We start from the raw sequence: 16,379 nt of genomic DNA on the forward strand, positions 1-16,379 counted from the left end.
GTAATGGCCAATTTTTTTTCATATGATCCGACCCAGTTATTAACCCGCCAAAGCCTCTGATATTAATTGCGGCAATTGCGTGGCGATTTGCCCGACATTACCAGCGCCCAAAGTCAGAATCACGTCATCGGCTTTTACAATGCCGGCCAGTATTTGCGGCAAGTCTTTCCAGTCTTCGACGAATACAGGATCGACCTGGCCGCGCATGCGAATAGTCCGGCTTAATGCCCTTCCATCCGCCCCCGGAATGAGCGTTTCCCCTGCCGCATAGACATCCATCAGAATCAGCACATCGACGGTGGACAGGACCTTTACAAAATCCTCAAATAAATCCCGCGTACGCGTATATCTGTGCGGTTGAAAGATAACGACCGCGCGTCTATCTGGCCAGGCCTGCCGCAGTGCCTCAAGCGTTGCGGCAATCTCGCGGGGATGGTGCCCGTAGTCATCGACCAAGGTTAGTTTACCGCCGTCTATTTCCAGATCGCCCTGAATTTGAAACCGTCTGCCGACGCCCTTGAATGCGCCCAGGCTTTTTACGATCGCCTCATCATCAACATTCAGGTTAGTTGCGATACTGATAGCCGCCAGCGCATTGAGCATGTTGTGCCAACCCGGCATGTTCAACGTAACCTGCAGCGGCGGATAGTCGCCCCGGCGAATCACTTTAAACGAGGTATGCATGCCTTGCTGCTTGATATTGATCGCACGAACGTCAGCATCGGGATGAACGCCATAGGTAGTCACCGGCTTGGAGATCTGGGGCAGAACGTCTCTGACCCCTTCATCATCCAGACACATGACCGCCAAGCCATAAAAAGGCAAATGGTGCAGGAACTCGATAAACGTTTCTTTCAGGCGCTGATAGCAGCCTTGATACGTCGCCATATGATCCTGGTCGATATTGGTGACCACCGCCATCATAGGCTGTAAATATAAAAAAGAAGCATCGCTTTCATCGGCCTCGGCCACCAGATAATGTCCCAGGCCCAGTTTGGCGTTGCTGCCGGCGCTGTTCAGCCGGCCGCCGATGACGAAAGTCGGGTCAAGCCCGCCTTCAGCCAGCATGCTGGCCGTCAAGCTGGTCGTAGTGGTCTTACCGTGTGTCCCGGCCACGGCAATGCCAAACCTGAAACGCATCAACTCGGCCAGCATTTCCGCACGCGGAATAACCGGTATTCTATTCAGATATGCTTCATCGATTTCTTCATTGCTGCGGTCTATGGCGCTGGACGCAACCACCACATCAACTTTCATGACATTTTCGCGCTTATGGCCGATATTGATCGCCACACCCAACTCGGCGAGCCGTTGTGTTACCGAACTCTCTTTAATGTCGGAGCCAGAGACCTGATACCCCAAATTGGACAAGACTTCCGCGATACCGCTCATGCCGGTCCCGCCTATGCCGACAAAATGTATCCGGTCGATTTTGCCTAATACCTGTGCCTGCATCTGGATATTGGGAGAGTTCATAAACCGGCCTCGGCTATGCAATAACCGGCAACGACTTCAGTTGCATCCAGACGAGCGCATTGTTTTGCGGTATTACTCATAACATCTAATTGTTTCAGCATTTTTGTTATCTGTTCCGCCAACGTTGCGGCATTCAAGTCTTTCTGCATCAAACACATCCCGGCACCGGCATCGGTTAAATAGCGGGCATTCGCTGTTTGATGATCATCAATGGCATGCGGCAACGGAATAAAAATTGCCGGCACGCCCAAGGCCGCGACTTCACTGACGGTCATCGCGCCGGACCGGCAAATTACCATATCCGCCCACTGATAGGCTGACACCATATCATCAATGAAAGCGCTTACGTCCGCATTAACGCCCAGAGCCTGATAGCGGTTCCTGACCTGCTCGAACATAGCCGTACCGGTCTGGTGCTTTATCTGTACGTTTTTAAATTGCGTAACGGCTTCCGGAACGACCTCGTTCAATACCTGTGCCCCCTGACTGCCGCCGACGACCAAAATGCGGATTGCCTGACTGTCCTTCCGCCTGCCGTTAATGTCGAGTCTGCTTAAAAACTGTTTTCTTAACGGGTTTCCAGTGCATGTTGCCTTTACATCCTTGTTGAAACTGTCGGGAAAAGCCTCCAGAATCCGGTTTGCTATTGTTGCCAATAACCGGTTAGTCGTACCGGGTACCCGGTTCTGCTCATGAATGACCAAGGGTATACCCAGCAGTTTTGCCATCAGTCCGCCAGGCCCCGCAACGAAGCCCCCCATGCCCAGAACCACATCGGGATCGCGGCGCCGTAAAATATTAAAAGCCTGAGCACATGCCCTTACCAGCATCAATCCGGCTTTTATTTTCGTCATAATGCCTTTGCCGCGCACACCTGAAACCGACAGCCAGTCAATCTCTATTCCGTTTTCCGGAACAACCCGGCTTTCAAGCCCTTTATGCGTCCCCAGCCAACTGACTTGCCAGCCTTTTTCCACCAGCGACTGGGCAACAGCCAGGGCAGGAAAGACATGGCCGCCGGTTCCACCGGCCATGATGACTATGCGCTTGCCCATTCGGAGTTTCCTTTAGGTCGGTTGGCATTTATTGCATAGACCTCGCTCTGCACGCGAAACAGCAGCGCCATCGCGCAGCACATAGTCATCATACTGCCGCCGCCGTAGCTCATCAGGGGTAAAGTCAGCCCTTTCGTGGGCAAAATCCCCATGTTGACGCCCATATTGACGAACGACTGGAAACCAAACCAGATGCCCAGTCCATAAGCGATAAAAGCGGAGAACCGTTGTCCCGCCCTTTCTGCCGCCGCGGCCACTTGGAAAGTGCGCCATACTAATAATGAAAATAAACCGATAACGGTCACCACGCCCAGCAAGCCCAGCTCTTCGCCAATCACTGAAAACAGAAAATCGGTGTGCGCTTCCGGCAGATAAAATAATTTCTGTATGCCGCTGCCCAGCCCCACGCCCAGCCATTCACCGCGCCCGAACGAAATCAGTGCCTGAACCAGCTGAAATCCCGTATTCAGCGGATCGGCCCAGGGATTCATGAAACTCGTCACGCGCACCAGGCGATAGGGCGAAAAATAAACCAGCAGCATTGCCAGCACGGCGACCACCGCCAGCAAAACGAAGAATTGCGACAATCGGGCGCCGGCCAGAAACATAATGCCCATGGCAATGCATAAAATCACTACGGCCGAACCAAAATCCGGCTCCAGCAACAGCAATATGCAGGCCAACGAAAACAATGCCAAAGGTTTGACGATACCGTAGGCCGATTCGCGCACGGCCTGCTGATGCCGGGTAACATAACCCGCTATATAAATGACGGCGAAGAATTTAACCACTTCCGACACCTGTATGCGCAAACCGCCTACAGACAACCAGCGCACACTGCCGTTAACCTTTACCCCCAGACCGGGTACCAGCACCATGACCAGCAATAACAGACCTGCTATAAACAGTCCTGGTCCCCATTTTTCCCACACATGCATGGGGACCGCCATCACACAGGTGCCCAGGAACAGTCCCAGCCCGATGTGCATGAGCTGTCTGATCGGATAATACAAGCTGTCATCCGCCATTTTTACGCCCAAATGCAATGATGATGAGGTCACCATGACAAAACCGATCAGCAACAACCCCATGCATGTTGCCAGCAACAGCGGATCAAAATGAAATCGCCAGGCCCGCGGCATTTTGGCGCGATCATTCATGCCACCAGCTCCAGCACTGCCTTGGTAAATTTTTCGCCGCGATCCTGATAACTTTTAAATTGATCAAGGCTGGCACAGGCCGGTGAAAGCAATACGCTTTCACCGGCATCAGCCAGATTGGCGGCGATCTGTACCGCCTGAACGATATTTTCAGCGGCATAGATAGGCACACAGCCATTCAGCGCCTGCTCTATCAACCCCGCATCTTTGCCCATTAACACGACACTTTTGGCTTTTTCCTTGATTACGGGCCTCAATTCGTTCATATCGGCGCCCTTGGCATCGCCGCCGGCGATAAGGATCACTTTGCGGTCATAGCCCTGCAAAGCCGCGACGCAGGCACCGATATTAGTCGCCTTTGAATCGTTAACCCAGGTAACGCCGCGTATTTCGGCGACCCGCTGCATGCGATGCGCCAGTCCTTTAAATTTTCGCAGTGCCCTGCACATGGACGGCTCGTCCAGTCCTACAGCGGCTCCTAAAGCCAACGCGGCCAGTGCATTGGCCGCGTTATGCCGGCCTTCAAGCGGCAATTCGGCCAGCGGCATCAACAGAGTGTCGTCGTGCATCAGATATTCTGTATTAGCGTTTGCTGCAAGGTAAAAATCCGCATGCTTGCGGTTGATAGAGAATGTCAGCACTTTTCTATCCGCATCCTTCATCGATTCGACTATAGGATCATCAGCATTGATTACCATGACGCCATTGCCATTAAATACCCGGCGTTTTTCCTCGGCGTATTCGGCCATATCGGCATGCCGATCCAGATGATCGACCGTCACATTGAGCACGGTCGCAGCCGCCGCATTAAAAACGGTCGTCCTTTCCAGTTGAAAGCTGGAAAGCTCCAACACATACAGATCCGCATCCTGTCCCAGCAAATCCAGGGCCGGGGTTCCGAGATTCCCGCCTACCCCCACGCGTTTACCCGCCTCTTTTGCCATTTCCCCCAGCATGGTTGTCACGGTGCTTTTACCGTTGGAACCGGTAATCGCAATCACCGGCACATCAATGGAACAGGCAAACAAATCAATATCGCTGACGATTTTCGTGCCATTGGCAATGGCTTTGACAATGGCTTTTTCATTAAGCGACACACCGGGACTGACGACCAGATGCGTGGCAACATTAAAAGCCGCCTCATCGAATCCGCCGGTAAAAACCGCCGCATCCGGCATTTGCTGAGAGAGCATTTCCATTAACGGCGGCTTGGCTCGACTATCGATAATAGCGAACTTAATTCCCAAATCTTGTAAGTAACGTGCCGCTGAGATTCCTGTTATGCCAAGGCCGACCACTAAAACCTTGGCAGTCTGCGGGTCCAGCGCAAAATTCTTTTTTAACAATTCTGTAATCGCTGTCTTATCCATTTTCTTATCTCAATTTCAAAGTTGCCAGACCGATCAGCACCAAAATAACGGTGATGATCCAGAAACGTACGATAACCCGAGGCTCGGGCCAACCTTTCAACTCAAAATGATGATGAATAGGCGCCATGCGGAAAACGCGTTTTCCTGTTGTCTTGAAAGAGGCAACCTGGATAATCACGGATACCGTCTCCATGACGAAAACACCGCCCATAATCATCAGCACAACTTCTTGCCTAACCAGTATTGCTAGTACACCTAAAGCTCCGCCCAATGCCAGCGCGCCGACATCGCCCATGAATACCATTGCGGGATAGGCGTTAAACCATAAAAATCCTAAGCCGGCGCCGATTAAAGCGGCGCAAAATACGATCAATTCCCCGGCATTGGGCAAATAAGGAATAGCCAGATATTCGGCAAATGTCACGTGCCCTGACAGATAGGCGAAAATACCCAGGCCGGAAGCCACCATGACAGTCGGCATAATGGCCAGGCCATCCAGACCGTCGGTCAAGTTGACGGCATTGCTGCTGCCGACGATGACGAAATAGGCCAGCACCACATACATCCAGCCCATGTCCACCATGACGCTTTTGAAAAAAGGCACGATAAACTGCGTTTCCGCCGGCAGCACCGCCGTTTTATACAGGAAAACAGCGGCGATTAAGCCGATAGCCGATTGCCAGAAATATTTCGCTTTAGCCGACAAGCCGTCACTGTTGCGGCGAATCACTTTTCGATAGTCATCGACAAAGCCGATAACACCATAGCCCATGGTGACCAGCATAATGACCCAGATATAACGATTGCCGAGATCGGCCCACAGCAGGGTACTGATGGCAATCGCAACCAGAATCAGGGTTCCGCCCATGGTAGGGGTACCCGATTTTTCATAATGCGTTTGCGGGCCGCATTCGCGGACACTTTGCCCAATCTTGTTACGGCTTAATTTCCTGATCATCACCGGCCCGACGATGAACGAAATCATTAATGCAGTTAATGCTCCAAGTATGGCGCGAAAAGTCAGGTAGTGAAAAACCCGAAACCCGCCCTCGAATGTCATTAAATAATCCGCCAAATAAAGTAACATTTTTTAAATCCTGAAATTTTCAACCAGAGCCGCCGCTACATTTTCCATGTGCCGTGCTCTAGACCCTTTGATTAAAATCGATTCGTTGCCTTTTAGTTCTTGTTTTAATACATCGATCAACTCATTCTGGGCCTCAAAAAAAGTAGCGCCCTGACCAAAGACCCGTACTGTATTTTTGGCATCGGCGCCCATAGCCAACAAGCGCACGACACCGCTGGACTTAAGCAATTCGCCCATTTCCTCATGTATTTTTTTACTCTCCGGCCCCAGCTCGCCGAAAGCCCCCAAAACCACCCAAGGGCTGCCCGGCATGTCTTCCAGCACGGCGAGTCCCGCTTTCAGCGAGGCAATATTAGCGTTATAGGTATCGTCAATAATGATATTGCCCTGCCGGCTTACCAGTGGCTGCAAACGCCCTGTTACCGGCTTGACGCTTTCCAGTCCCTGTTTAATCTGGGTCAAGTCTATCCCCAAAGCCAGACACGCAGTGGCGGCGGCAAGGGCATTAACGACATTGTGCCGTCCTGCCAGTTTTAACTCTACCGCCAGATCTCCCTGAGCGGTGACCAACTCAAATCCGGTAGCAAATTCGGGGCAGGCTATGCCTCCGGCATAGACACCGTTAGTGTGAATTTCCGTTTTGATTGACCGGGCAGTCACATCAGCGTCGTCATTTAAACCGAAAGACAGGCTCTTACGGACTCCGGCTATGGCTTTCCAGTAATTGAAATAAGCATCATCGCGATTTAACACGGCAATGCCATCATCTTTGAGCGTCTCGATGATTTCTCCTTTCGCCCTGGCAACACCGTCCAAACTGCCAAAACCTTCTATATGCGCCGCCCCTACGTTCGTGATAATCACAACATCAGCCTGCACATAAGTACTGGTATAGGCAATTTCTCCTGGATGGTTCGCCCCCATCTCAACCACGGCATAACGATGCCGATCCTCGAGCCGCAGTAAAGTCAAAGGCACGCCGATATCATTATTCAGGTTGCCTTGAGTAAACAATACCGGATCATTGACAGCTAATATGGCCGCCACCATTTCCTTGACCGTGGTCTTGCCGTTACTGCCGGTCATGCCGACCATTGAAACCGGTGCTTTTCGGCGCCATGCGCCGGCCAGTTCAGCCAGCGCTAAGTGGGTATCATCGACAATTATATGAGGCATTGCGGCCGTAACCCCTGTATGTACGATGGCCGCGGAGGCGCCTGCCCGCTCGGCCAAATCGACGAAGTCATTACCGTCGAAATTGTGCCCCTTGATTGCCACATACAACTGCCCGGGCTTAATGGCCCTGGTATCGATGCTGACCGAGGAGATAGCCATATCCCGCCCGACCAACCGTCCCTGCACACAGCGGGCGATATCGCTTAGCATCATCTCCATCATTGCGCCGCTCTCGCTTTTAATGCGTCAATCACGACTTGCCTATCGCTAAACGGTATTTTTACGCCATTGATCTCCTGATATTGCTCATGGCCTTTACCGGCAATCACGATACAGTCGTTTTTGCCCGCGCTTGCTAATGCTTTTTGTATCGCCTGCTCTCTGTTTTGTATCACTTCAACCTTACCCGAACTGCAACCAGCCAAAATGTCATTCACTATATCGCGTCCATTTTCAAAGCGCGGATTGTCATCTGTCACGATCACATGATCCGACCAGCGCTCAGCACAAGCTCCCATTTGCGGACGTTTGCCGGCATCCCTGTTGCCACCGCAGCCGAAAACGAGCCATAACGCTTCTTTACAATGCTTCCTGACGCTGGATAAAACTTTATCCAGCGCATCCGGCGTATGGGCATAATCAACAAAAACCAGAGGCCCAGAATCTCCACCACCCAAGCGCTCCATGCGGCCGGGCACCGGCTCCATGCGCGTCAACCGGTCAGTGGCTTGCTTCAACGTAGTCCCCATTGCCAGCATAACAGTCAACACAGCCAGGACGTTCTCTATATTAAAATCGCCGTATAACGGCACTTTCACCCGCTGCTGCTCGTGTCGCCAGCGTATGTCAAATTCAATGCCATCGGCTTTATGCAAAACATGTTCTGCCACTACGATCTCGGTTATCGCCGCTTTTTTTCCCTTGCGGCTAAATCCCCATACGGCTACCGATTCAGGCACTGCCGCCATGATTTGCCCGCTATAATCATCATCCAGATTCACTACCGCAAAAACCAGGCCGGGCGTCTGCAATAAAGCCAGCTTAGCCTTAGTATAAGCGTCCATTGAGCCATGGTAATCAAGGTGATCGCGGCTGATATTGGTAAATACGGCGCCTTTAAAACACACGCCGTTAACGCGGCCCTGCTCCAGACCGTGCGAGGAAACTTCCATCGCGACCATTTGTTTTTTAGCCTTGACGAGTTCACCCAGCATATGCTGAACAGCCAGGGCGTCGGGCGTCGTGTTCAGTGTATTGCTGAGTTTGCCCCACGTTCCCCAGCCGAGCGTACCGATAACGCCGCAATCATCCATAAGCTGGCTTAAAAATTGACTGCACGAGGTTTTTCCATTCGTGCCTGTAATACCGATAACATCAATTCGCCGAGAGGGGTCGCCGTAAAAGCGCGCCGCAATCTCACCTAATGAAAATCCCAGATTTTCTACCGCGACAACCGGAATGGAGCCAACCCGCTCCGCCAGTCGTTTACCTTGCCCGGCTGGATCAAAAATCACGGCGCGGGCGCCATTGGCGATAGCCTGCTCAACATGCATCAATCCGTGTTGCAAGGCACCGTTCAAGGCAATGAATGTATTGCCGGCGACTACCGCACGGCTGTCCAAGGCCAAACCAGTGATGGTCACTTTATCGCCGACCACCGCTAGCCCGCTTAATAAATCTTCCAGTTTCATGGCCTTGTTATGATGGTTTCTGCGTCAGCAATATCGGCATGGTATCTTCCTTATCGGGCGCAACACCCAGCACTCTTAATGCGCCAGCCATGACTTTGGAAAACACGGGAGCGGAAACCACACCGCCGTAGTATTGGCCCGCGGAAGGTTCGTCAATCATGACCACAATAACCAGCCGTGGATCGCTGGCTGGCGCCATGCCTGCAAAAACAGCCTGATAGGTTTTATCGAGATAGCCACCGGGGCCGGCCTTTTTAGCCGTTCCGGTTTTACCTGCGACTCTGTAACCATCGACTCGGGCTTCATAGGCTGTGCCGTCTTTCATAATCACGCTTTCCATCATCATCCTGACACGCCTGGCCGTCTTGGTTGAAAACACCCGGCGCATATCCTCATCTTCGTCCCGCTTCAACAGGCTAACCGAATGCAGAATGCCGTCATCGGCCAAAGCCGTATAGGCTCTAGCCAATTGCAAGGCAGTCACATTCAAACCGTAGCCGAATGACAGGGTCGCCTGCTCAAAAACATGCCATTTATCATAATCAAGCAAACTTCCGCTGACTTCGCCAGGAAAACCGGCACCCGTCACTTTTCCAAATCCAAGCTTGTCGTACAGCCCCCAAAAATATTTGGGCGGCATTTTCAATGCCATCTGGCTGACGGCCACATTGCTGGACTTCTTCAGCACTTCTGTCAAAGTCATTGTGCCGTAATTATGTACATCCCTGACCAGGCGGCGCCCGACCCGAAGCATGCCATTGGTTTCAAAAACCTCGCCTGGATGAACATACCCGCCATCTAAAGCCGCCGCGACCACAAAGGGCTTGACCGTCGACCCCGGCTCAAATACGTCCATCATCGCCCGGTTCCTGTATAAACTTTCTTTTAAATTTTTTCGGGTATTCGGATTAAAAGACGGCTGACTCACTGCCGCCAGAACTTCTCCGTTTTTTGCATCCAACACCACTAAAGTGCCTGACTTGGCCTTATGTTTTTCAACGGCCAGCTGCAATTCCCGATACGCCAAATACTGGATGCGCTGATCAATACTTAAATCGAGATTTTTCCCTGAAACAGGCTCTTTAATACTTTCAATATCGTCAATAATACGGCGCCGCCCATCTCTGATAACCCGTTTACTGCCCGGAATACCTTTCAAGACTTTTTCATACCCTGCCTCAAGCCCTTCCTGCCCGATATCATCCACATTGGTAAACCCGACTAAATGTGCCGACACTCCGCCCGTAGGGTAAAACCGCTTAAACTCGCGCTCAAAAAAAACACCAGGCAACTTTAATTCTTTTACCTGATCGGCATACCCTGGATTAACCCGCCGAGCGATATAAGCAAATTGCCGGTTGCTATCCTCTTTAAGCAGCCCAGTGATTTTCCCATCCGACAGGCCCAGCAGTTTTTCCATTTGCCTGACTCGGTCTTTCGGAGCTGATTTAAGCTCTCGGGGATTCACCCAAATAGATTGCACCGGGGTACTGATAGCCAGCGGCTCTCCATTCCTATCTTTAATCATGCCTCTATAAGCGGACACCGACACGTCATCCACTTGTCTCATATCGCCCTGATCCTTCAGAAACTGCTTATTCAATACCTGTAAATCGACCGCGCGCCCAACCAATATCGCCATGCAACTCATCATGAAAATCATGACGAATCTCCTTCTGCCGGAAAAATCCTCGGCTTGCGGACTTGCTTTCTTTTCGCCTTGAAAATCTATCATTTACGGTTTTATATAAATAATTTTTTCCCGTAAGGGCATAACCAGTTTCAATTGCTCCCGTGCTACCAGTTCAACCCGATTCTGTTCCGTTAAAGTAGTCAGTTCCAATTGCAACTGCCCCCACTCCACTTCATACTGATCCAAAGCCCTTTCCTGTTTCTGGATCTCGATAAAAATCAGCCGCGAATAGTATTTGCTGTAAATCACTGCCAGTGCCGATATCAGAAGCACCATCAGCAGTGCTCCCACAACCAAAATTCGATCTGTCGCCACTTAAATTCTCTCTGCCACCCGCATTACCGCGCTTCGTGCCCTTGGGTTTTGGGCAAGCTCTTGCTTACTGGCTTTTATTGCCTTACTTATTTTTTTAAAAAAGCCCTTATCAATATCAATCTCCTTGATAGGTAGCTTGCCCGGATTGTATCTGGCCCCTGACTCATCCCTGATAAAACGCTTTACGATCCTGTCTTCCAAGGAATGAAAAGAAATGACAACCAACCGGCCGCCCGGTTTCAGGACTCGGGCCGACTGCTGTAACACATTTTTTAATTCCTCCAGTTCCCTGTTGATTTCAATGCGTATCGCTTGAAAAGTCCGTGTTGCCGGGTGCTTGTGTTTCTCTCTAACCGGCACGACCTCTTCAATCAATTCAGCCAATTGTCGAGTTGTTGCGATAGGCGCTTGAACTCTTCTTTCGACAACCGCACGGGCTATGCGTCGGGCAAAGCGCTCTTCACCATATTCAAACAGAACCTTAACAAGCGCCTGCTCATCAACAGTAGCCAGCCACTGCGCCGCCGATACGCCGGCATTACCATCCATGCGCATGTCCAACAGTCCGTCACGCAAAAAACTAAACCCTCGCTCAGGATTGTCCAGCTGAGGAGACGACACGCCCAGATCGATCAAAATCCCATCAATGCATCCGGTCAGCCCTTCCCTGGCCACTATATTTTCCAGTTCCGAAAAACAATTATGTATTAATTTAAAACGCTCATCCTTAAGCATTTCTTGTGCATAACCGGAATTAATTGCATCGGCATCACGATCGAAAGCCAGCAACCGTCCAGATGGCCCTAACTGATCCAGAATCCCTCGACTGTGGCCTCCTCGACCGAATGTACAATCCAGATAGATGCCTTCTTTTTTTACCGCTAACTGCTGCAGGGCTTCTGCAAACATAACGGGCAAATGTATCACTAACAAATCTCCCGTCTTAAAAGGATAAAGATCCGAGATCTTCCAATCCTTCATTATCATCGCCATTAAGCCATTCATTTTCTTTTGCCGTCCATGCCTCTTCATTCCAGATTTCAAACTTATTAAGCTGACCAACCAGAACAATTTTCTTTTCCATTTGCGCAAATTTTCTGAGTTTTTCCGGCAGCAGCAATCGCCCCTGCCCATCCATTTCGCATTCAGAAGCATTGCCGATAACGAAACGCCTTAACTTGCCTGCCATCTTATTCAAGGTAGGCAATTTACTGATTGTCTGTTCGAGTTTTTCCCATTCAGGTAGAGGATAAAGCCACAAACAACCGCTTTCTCCAACACACCGCTCATCCACGGCAACCGTCACAACCATTTGACGCTCGCAGCACTCCTGCAATTCCTCGCGATAACGCGTTGGAATAGCGAAACGCCCTTTGTCATCAAGATTGATTGAGCTGATACCGCGAAACAAGATTTACCTCAAATTCCCCAAAAAACCATTTTTTTCCACTTTTCGCCACTATAATTCACTATAGATTTCAAACCTGCCTGAGTCAAGGACGATTTCATTTCTAATCTTTCTTTTTTGACAATGACTTACGTAACCTTAAAGCACAGGTTGAAGCGCATAAAACCCCTTGAAATAAATCTTATGCTTTATCAGAAAGTTAATTGATATTATGGCAGTAGTACTTTAAGGAAAAGCGTCTTAAAACCAGCAGACTTTACCAATAAAGAAAGGAATAAGGAGGAAGGAATTGCGGCAATATTTACCGAACATTTTCAGACAACTCTAACTTCAAAAATGTTTATTGGATTGCGCCTCGAGGGTATTTTTTAAAGCGCAAACGAAAGAAAGAGCCGGCCTGTAAGCCGGGTTCTGTCTAGAACAGTCATTCATCTAGGCTGCAAGTCACCCTGCAGCTCAAGCAATCTACCCAGGAACCGCGCGGGCCACGCGTCTGTTCCTCTATTTGATCTTGCTCCGGGTGGGGTTTACCCTGCCACTCCTGTTACCAGTTGCGCGGTGCGCTCTTACCGCACCTTTTCACCCTTACCAATCCAAAGGACTGGCGGTATATTTTCTGCGGCACTTTCCGTAGGCTTACGCCCCCCAGGCGTTACCTGGCACCCTGCCCAATGGAGCCCGGACTTTCCTCCATCTTATCTTGACGATAAAACAGCGACTGCTCAGCCGACTCTTTCAATGCATAGTCTATCACATTTATTAAACAAGCGTCTTGACGCGTTATATTAACGTTCAGGCTAAGCGTTTTTACTTATTGCATATCCAAGGCCGCTTGGTATAACAGTTTCTTCCTTACACCGGTAATTTCTACAGCCATGGCAACCGCCGTTTTAATAGAACATTCACGCAATAGCACACTCAGTACTTTGCGCTGCTCCTGGGTTATAACCTGTTCATTTTTATCGATAATCGCACCATCGACAATCACGACAAACTCGCCTTTTCTCATATTGTCGTCGCTCTCGACTAATTCCAGCGCACTGCCCAAATTGGTTTTTACAATGGTTTCGTGCAGCTTGGTTAATTCTCTGGCAATGACTATCTGACGATCCAGCGGCAACACTTCAACCATATCCCTTAGCGTTGCCAGAATCCGATGACTGGATTCATAGAATACCCAAGTGATCGGGCACATCAGCTTTTCACGAAAAAACGTCTGCCTCGCCGATGAAGTCCGAGGCAAAAAGCCTTCGAAAGAAAACCGCGTAACCGGTAATCCTGCCGCCGATAATGCAGCAATCAACGCACAAGCGCCCGGCACGGGCGAGACATCCAGTCCCGCATCTTTCACCATGCGCACCAGCGGCATGCCTGGATCACTTAGCAAGGGCGTACCGGCATCTGAAACCAGTGCAATAGACCGCCCCATCTTCAGTTTTTCCAGTAAGCCTACAGAAACCGTTTCTTCATTATGCTGATGTAATGAAACCACTTTATTGCTGATACCATAGTGCTGCAGCAACATTCTGACATGCCGGGTGTCTTCCGCGGCAATCAAATCGACTTGTTTTAATATTTCCACCGCTCTGAAGCTAATATCTGCTAAATTACCTATTGGAGTAGCAACAACATATAATTTGCCGCATGGACTTGACATTGGACATTCTCACTTGAAAACTTCTAATTTTAAGATTCGGCTACAATATAAGCCGCTGTTGTTATGTACCTTGCTTCCGGCCTTTCCGATTTTTTCCGGTTGCGCCATGCAATCTGTTAATAGCGATCGATTTCAAGGACAAACCGTTCCCATTATACAAGACCCCCTGATCAATCCGGCGCCGCCATTGTATCAGCAGCCCGCCCAAAAATTGCCTCCCGAACAAATCCAGCTTCAATTGCAGGCTATCGCGGCCTTGATTCAAGCCGGCAATAATAATGCAGCACAAAAGTTCGCCGAAACCCTTGATCCGGCCACCATGTCCGCCCAACAGCGCGATCAACTGAATCTGTTTTATGCTCAGATTATGCTTAGCGCTGGAGAGGCTGAACAGGCCCTAAACAGACTGGAATTGATCCAAGCCCAGCAGCTAAGCCCGGATAATAAAATCAAATATTTTCAATCACAGGCCTTTGCATTTTCATTAACTGGCCACCTGCTGAACAGCGTCAGATCCAGAATTGAGCTGAGCAAGCTATTAAGCTCTCCCGACGAGCGCGACGAAAACCAGGCCACTATTCTTGAAACATTAAGCCTGATGCCCGAATCAGCGCTGAACGACCAATCGCATACGGCAACGGATGTGCTGGCCGGCTGGCTATCCCTGGCCGGCCTGTTGAAACTGAAAGAGCGCGACCCCGTCAGTTTTGATCTCGAATTAGCCAAATGGCGCGAAACTTTTCCAGGCCACCCGGCTAACTCTTACTTACTGAAAAATATGGCGGACAACATGACCAATCATCCGGGGTCGATTGCCGTTTTGCTGCCTGAATCAGGACCTTTCGCTCAAGCCTCCAAAGCCATCCGCGCCGGCATTATGGCGGCCTATACCCATCAGGACAGCAACGCTGCAAAACCCGCCATCCGCTTTTACGATACCGAATACTCAACCGCAGTCGCTTTGTATAATCAAGCGGTCTCAGACGGAGCTGAATTGATCATCGGTCCGCTTCGTAAAGACCGCATTCAAAGTCTTGCCGATTCAGTTGTATTCGATATACCCGTGCTGGCTTTAAACCATATCGAAGGTTTGCAAAAAAATAATCTCTATCAGTTCAGCCTGAGCCCTATGGATGATGTCGACCAAATCACCCGCAAAGCCTTGCATGATGGCCATCAAAAAGCGTTATTGCTGCTACCGGAATCCACTCAGGGGAAACGTATTGCCGATTATTTTACGGAATACTGGCAGGAGTTCGATCACTCGATTCTCGAATCGCAAACCTACAACCGTAAGGACACCGATTTCTCCTCAGCCATTAAGAAACTGCTCAATTTCGATGAAAGCGAAAACCGTTACAACAGGCTTCGCCAACTGATACCGTCGGTAAAGTTCACGCCTCGAAGACGCCAGGATGCGGATGTGATTCTGTTAAGCGCTTATGGTAATGAAGCACGCCTGATCAATCCCCAACTGCATTATTATCAAGCCGCCAACCTGCCTGTTTATGCGCTGCCGGCTATTTATACCGGCCAACCAAATCCATCGCTGGACCAGGACCTCAATAAAATAACGTTTTGCGATACACCCTGGCTGCTTGACTCCGACCAAGGCAAGCTCAGCATGAGTGCCCTGCAAGATATCTGGAGACAATTTCCCAACTCTTATTTGCGCCTGATTGCCATGGGTATCGATGCCTACAATTTGATTGCTCAATTGGATAAAATCGATGTTATACCGTATACCGGCGCCACCGGAACCTTATCGCTGATGTTTGACGGCCGTATCAAACGTGAACTGGTTTGCGCCAGATTTACAGAAGGCCGGCCTGAAATAATCGATATCTCCAAAAATTCACCCAATACTTCCTTCACGCATGAAGACCGGCCAACACAGGAAGCGCTACCGATAATTGAATATGCTGACTAAACTCAAAGCGAAAGCGTCCCACCTGACCCGCGGCGAAAATGCCGAAGAACAGGCTCATAATTTTCTGCTTACTAAAGGTCTCAAACCGGTTTGCCGTAATTTCCGCTGCAAACAGGGCGAACTCGATTTGATCATGCTTGATAAGGAAACACTGGTTATCATTGAAGTCAGATTTCGAAAAACCGACAAATACGGCAGCGCGCTTGAGAGCGTTACACATAAGAAACAATCTCGTATAATAGCGGCAACACACCTTTATTTATCATCCAATAAAACAGACAGACCTATCCGTTTTGACGTTGTCGCTATTTCCGGCAACGGTACTATAGATTGGATACAAAACGCCTTTTAAATTTAAAAC

Annotated in this window: 14 protein-coding genes and 1 other RNA gene; 2 read left to right on the forward strand and 13 right to left on the reverse strand. The window is 49.9% G+C overall.

Annotation, left to right across the window (positions count from 1 at the left end):
- Positions 1 to 39: 39 nt before the first annotated feature.
- From murC to rsmI, 13 genes are all read right to left on the reverse strand, one after another.
- Positions 40 to 1,461, reverse strand: coding sequence for a UDP-N-acetylmuramate--L-alanine ligase (gene murC, locus METMA_RS0106120; RefSeq protein ID WP_173424773.1), 1,422 nt, complete (start codon positions 1,459 to 1,461; stop codon positions 40 to 42).
- 11 nt (positions 1,462 to 1,472) lie between these two features.
- On the reverse strand, positions 1,473 to 2,531 hold the full coding sequence (gene murG, locus METMA_RS0106125; protein ID WP_020158192.1) for an undecaprenyldiphospho-muramoylpentapeptide beta-N-acetylglucosaminyltransferase: 1,059 nt from the start codon (positions 2,529 to 2,531) through the stop codon (positions 1,473 to 1,475).
- The gene (gene ftsW, locus METMA_RS0106130) at positions 2,516 to 3,691 is read right to left on the reverse strand and encodes a putative lipid II flippase FtsW (RefSeq protein ID WP_020158193.1); all 1,176 of its coding nucleotides are present in this window, start codon (positions 3,689 to 3,691) and stop codon (positions 2,516 to 2,518) included. The genes murG and ftsW overlap by 16 nt, the downstream gene beginning before the upstream one ends.
- Positions 3,688 to 5,061, reverse strand: coding sequence for a UDP-N-acetylmuramoyl-L-alanine--D-glutamate ligase (murD, locus tag METMA_RS0106135; protein ID WP_020158194.1), 1,374 nt, complete (start codon positions 5,059 to 5,061; stop codon positions 3,688 to 3,690). The genes ftsW and murD overlap by 4 nt, the downstream gene beginning before the upstream one ends.
- A 4-nt stretch (positions 5,062 to 5,065) precedes the next feature.
- Positions 5,066 to 6,148: a phospho-N-acetylmuramoyl-pentapeptide-transferase gene (gene mraY / locus METMA_RS0106140; RefSeq protein ID WP_020158195.1), complete on the reverse strand. Its 1,083-nt coding sequence runs from the start codon at positions 6,146 to 6,148 to the stop codon at positions 5,066 to 5,068.
- Between the two features lie 3 nt (positions 6,149 to 6,151).
- Entirely contained in the window at positions 6,152 to 7,543 is a 1,392-nt protein-coding gene (locus tag METMA_RS0106145) for a UDP-N-acetylmuramoyl-tripeptide--D-alanyl-D-alanine ligase (protein WP_020158196.1), read from the reverse strand.
- Positions 7,543 to 9,015 carry a UDP-N-acetylmuramoyl-L-alanyl-D-glutamate--2,6-diaminopimelate ligase gene (locus METMA_RS0106150; protein WP_020158197.1) on the reverse strand — a complete coding sequence of 491 codons (1,473 nt, stop codon included), beginning with the start codon at positions 9,013 to 9,015 and terminating at the stop codon, positions 7,543 to 7,545. Before METMA_RS0106150 ends, METMA_RS0106145 begins: the two co-directional genes overlap by 1 nt.
- A gap of 7 nt (positions 9,016 to 9,022) precedes the next feature.
- Positions 9,023 to 10,750, reverse strand: a complete 1,728-nt coding sequence (locus tag METMA_RS0106155) for a peptidoglycan D,D-transpeptidase FtsI family protein (RefSeq protein WP_020158198.1) — start codon at positions 10,748 to 10,750, stop codon at positions 9,023 to 9,025.
- Positions 10,751 to 11,023, reverse strand: a complete 273-nt coding sequence (gene ftsL / locus METMA_RS0106160) for a cell division protein FtsL (protein ID WP_027147081.1) — start codon at positions 11,021 to 11,023, stop codon at positions 10,751 to 10,753.
- On the reverse strand, positions 11,024 to 12,004 hold the full coding sequence (gene rsmH / locus METMA_RS0106165) for a 16S rRNA (cytosine(1402)-N(4))-methyltransferase RsmH (RefSeq protein ID WP_020158200.1): 981 nt from the start codon (positions 12,002 to 12,004) through the stop codon (positions 11,024 to 11,026).
- Positions 11,967 to 12,434 carry a division/cell wall cluster transcriptional repressor MraZ gene (mraZ, locus tag METMA_RS0106170; protein WP_020158201.1) on the reverse strand — a complete coding sequence of 156 codons (468 nt, stop codon included), beginning with the start codon at positions 12,432 to 12,434 and terminating at the stop codon, positions 11,967 to 11,969. Before mraZ ends, rsmH begins: the two co-directional genes overlap by 38 nt.
- Before the next feature lie 381 nt (positions 12,435 to 12,815).
- Positions 12,816 to 13,165, reverse strand: an RNA gene (gene rnpB / locus METMA_RS26060) — RNase P RNA component class A.
- Between the two features lie 77 nt (positions 13,166 to 13,242).
- Entirely contained in the window at positions 13,243 to 14,088 is an 846-nt protein-coding gene (rsmI, locus tag METMA_RS0106175; RefSeq protein ID WP_027147083.1) for a 16S rRNA (cytidine(1402)-2'-O)-methyltransferase, read from the reverse strand.
- 106 nt (positions 14,089 to 14,194) lie between these two features.
- Here rsmI and METMA_RS24075 point away from each other — a divergent pair, with 106 nt between their 5' ends.
- Positions 14,195 to 16,018, forward strand: a complete 1,824-nt coding sequence (locus METMA_RS24075) for a penicillin-binding protein activator (RefSeq protein WP_020158203.1) — start codon at positions 14,195 to 14,197, stop codon at positions 16,016 to 16,018.
- A complete protein-coding gene (locus METMA_RS0106185; RefSeq protein WP_020158204.1) occupies positions 16,008 to 16,370 on the forward strand; it encodes a YraN family protein in 363 nt (120 codons plus the stop codon). Before METMA_RS24075 ends, METMA_RS0106185 begins: the two co-directional genes overlap by 11 nt.
- The last annotated feature ends 9 nt before the right edge of the window (positions 16,371 to 16,379 follow it).

The sequence above is a fragment of the Methylobacter marinus A45 genome (assembly GCF_000383855.1).
Taxonomy (GTDB): Bacteria; Pseudomonadota; Gammaproteobacteria; order Methylococcales; family Methylomonadaceae; genus Methylobacter; species Methylobacter marinus.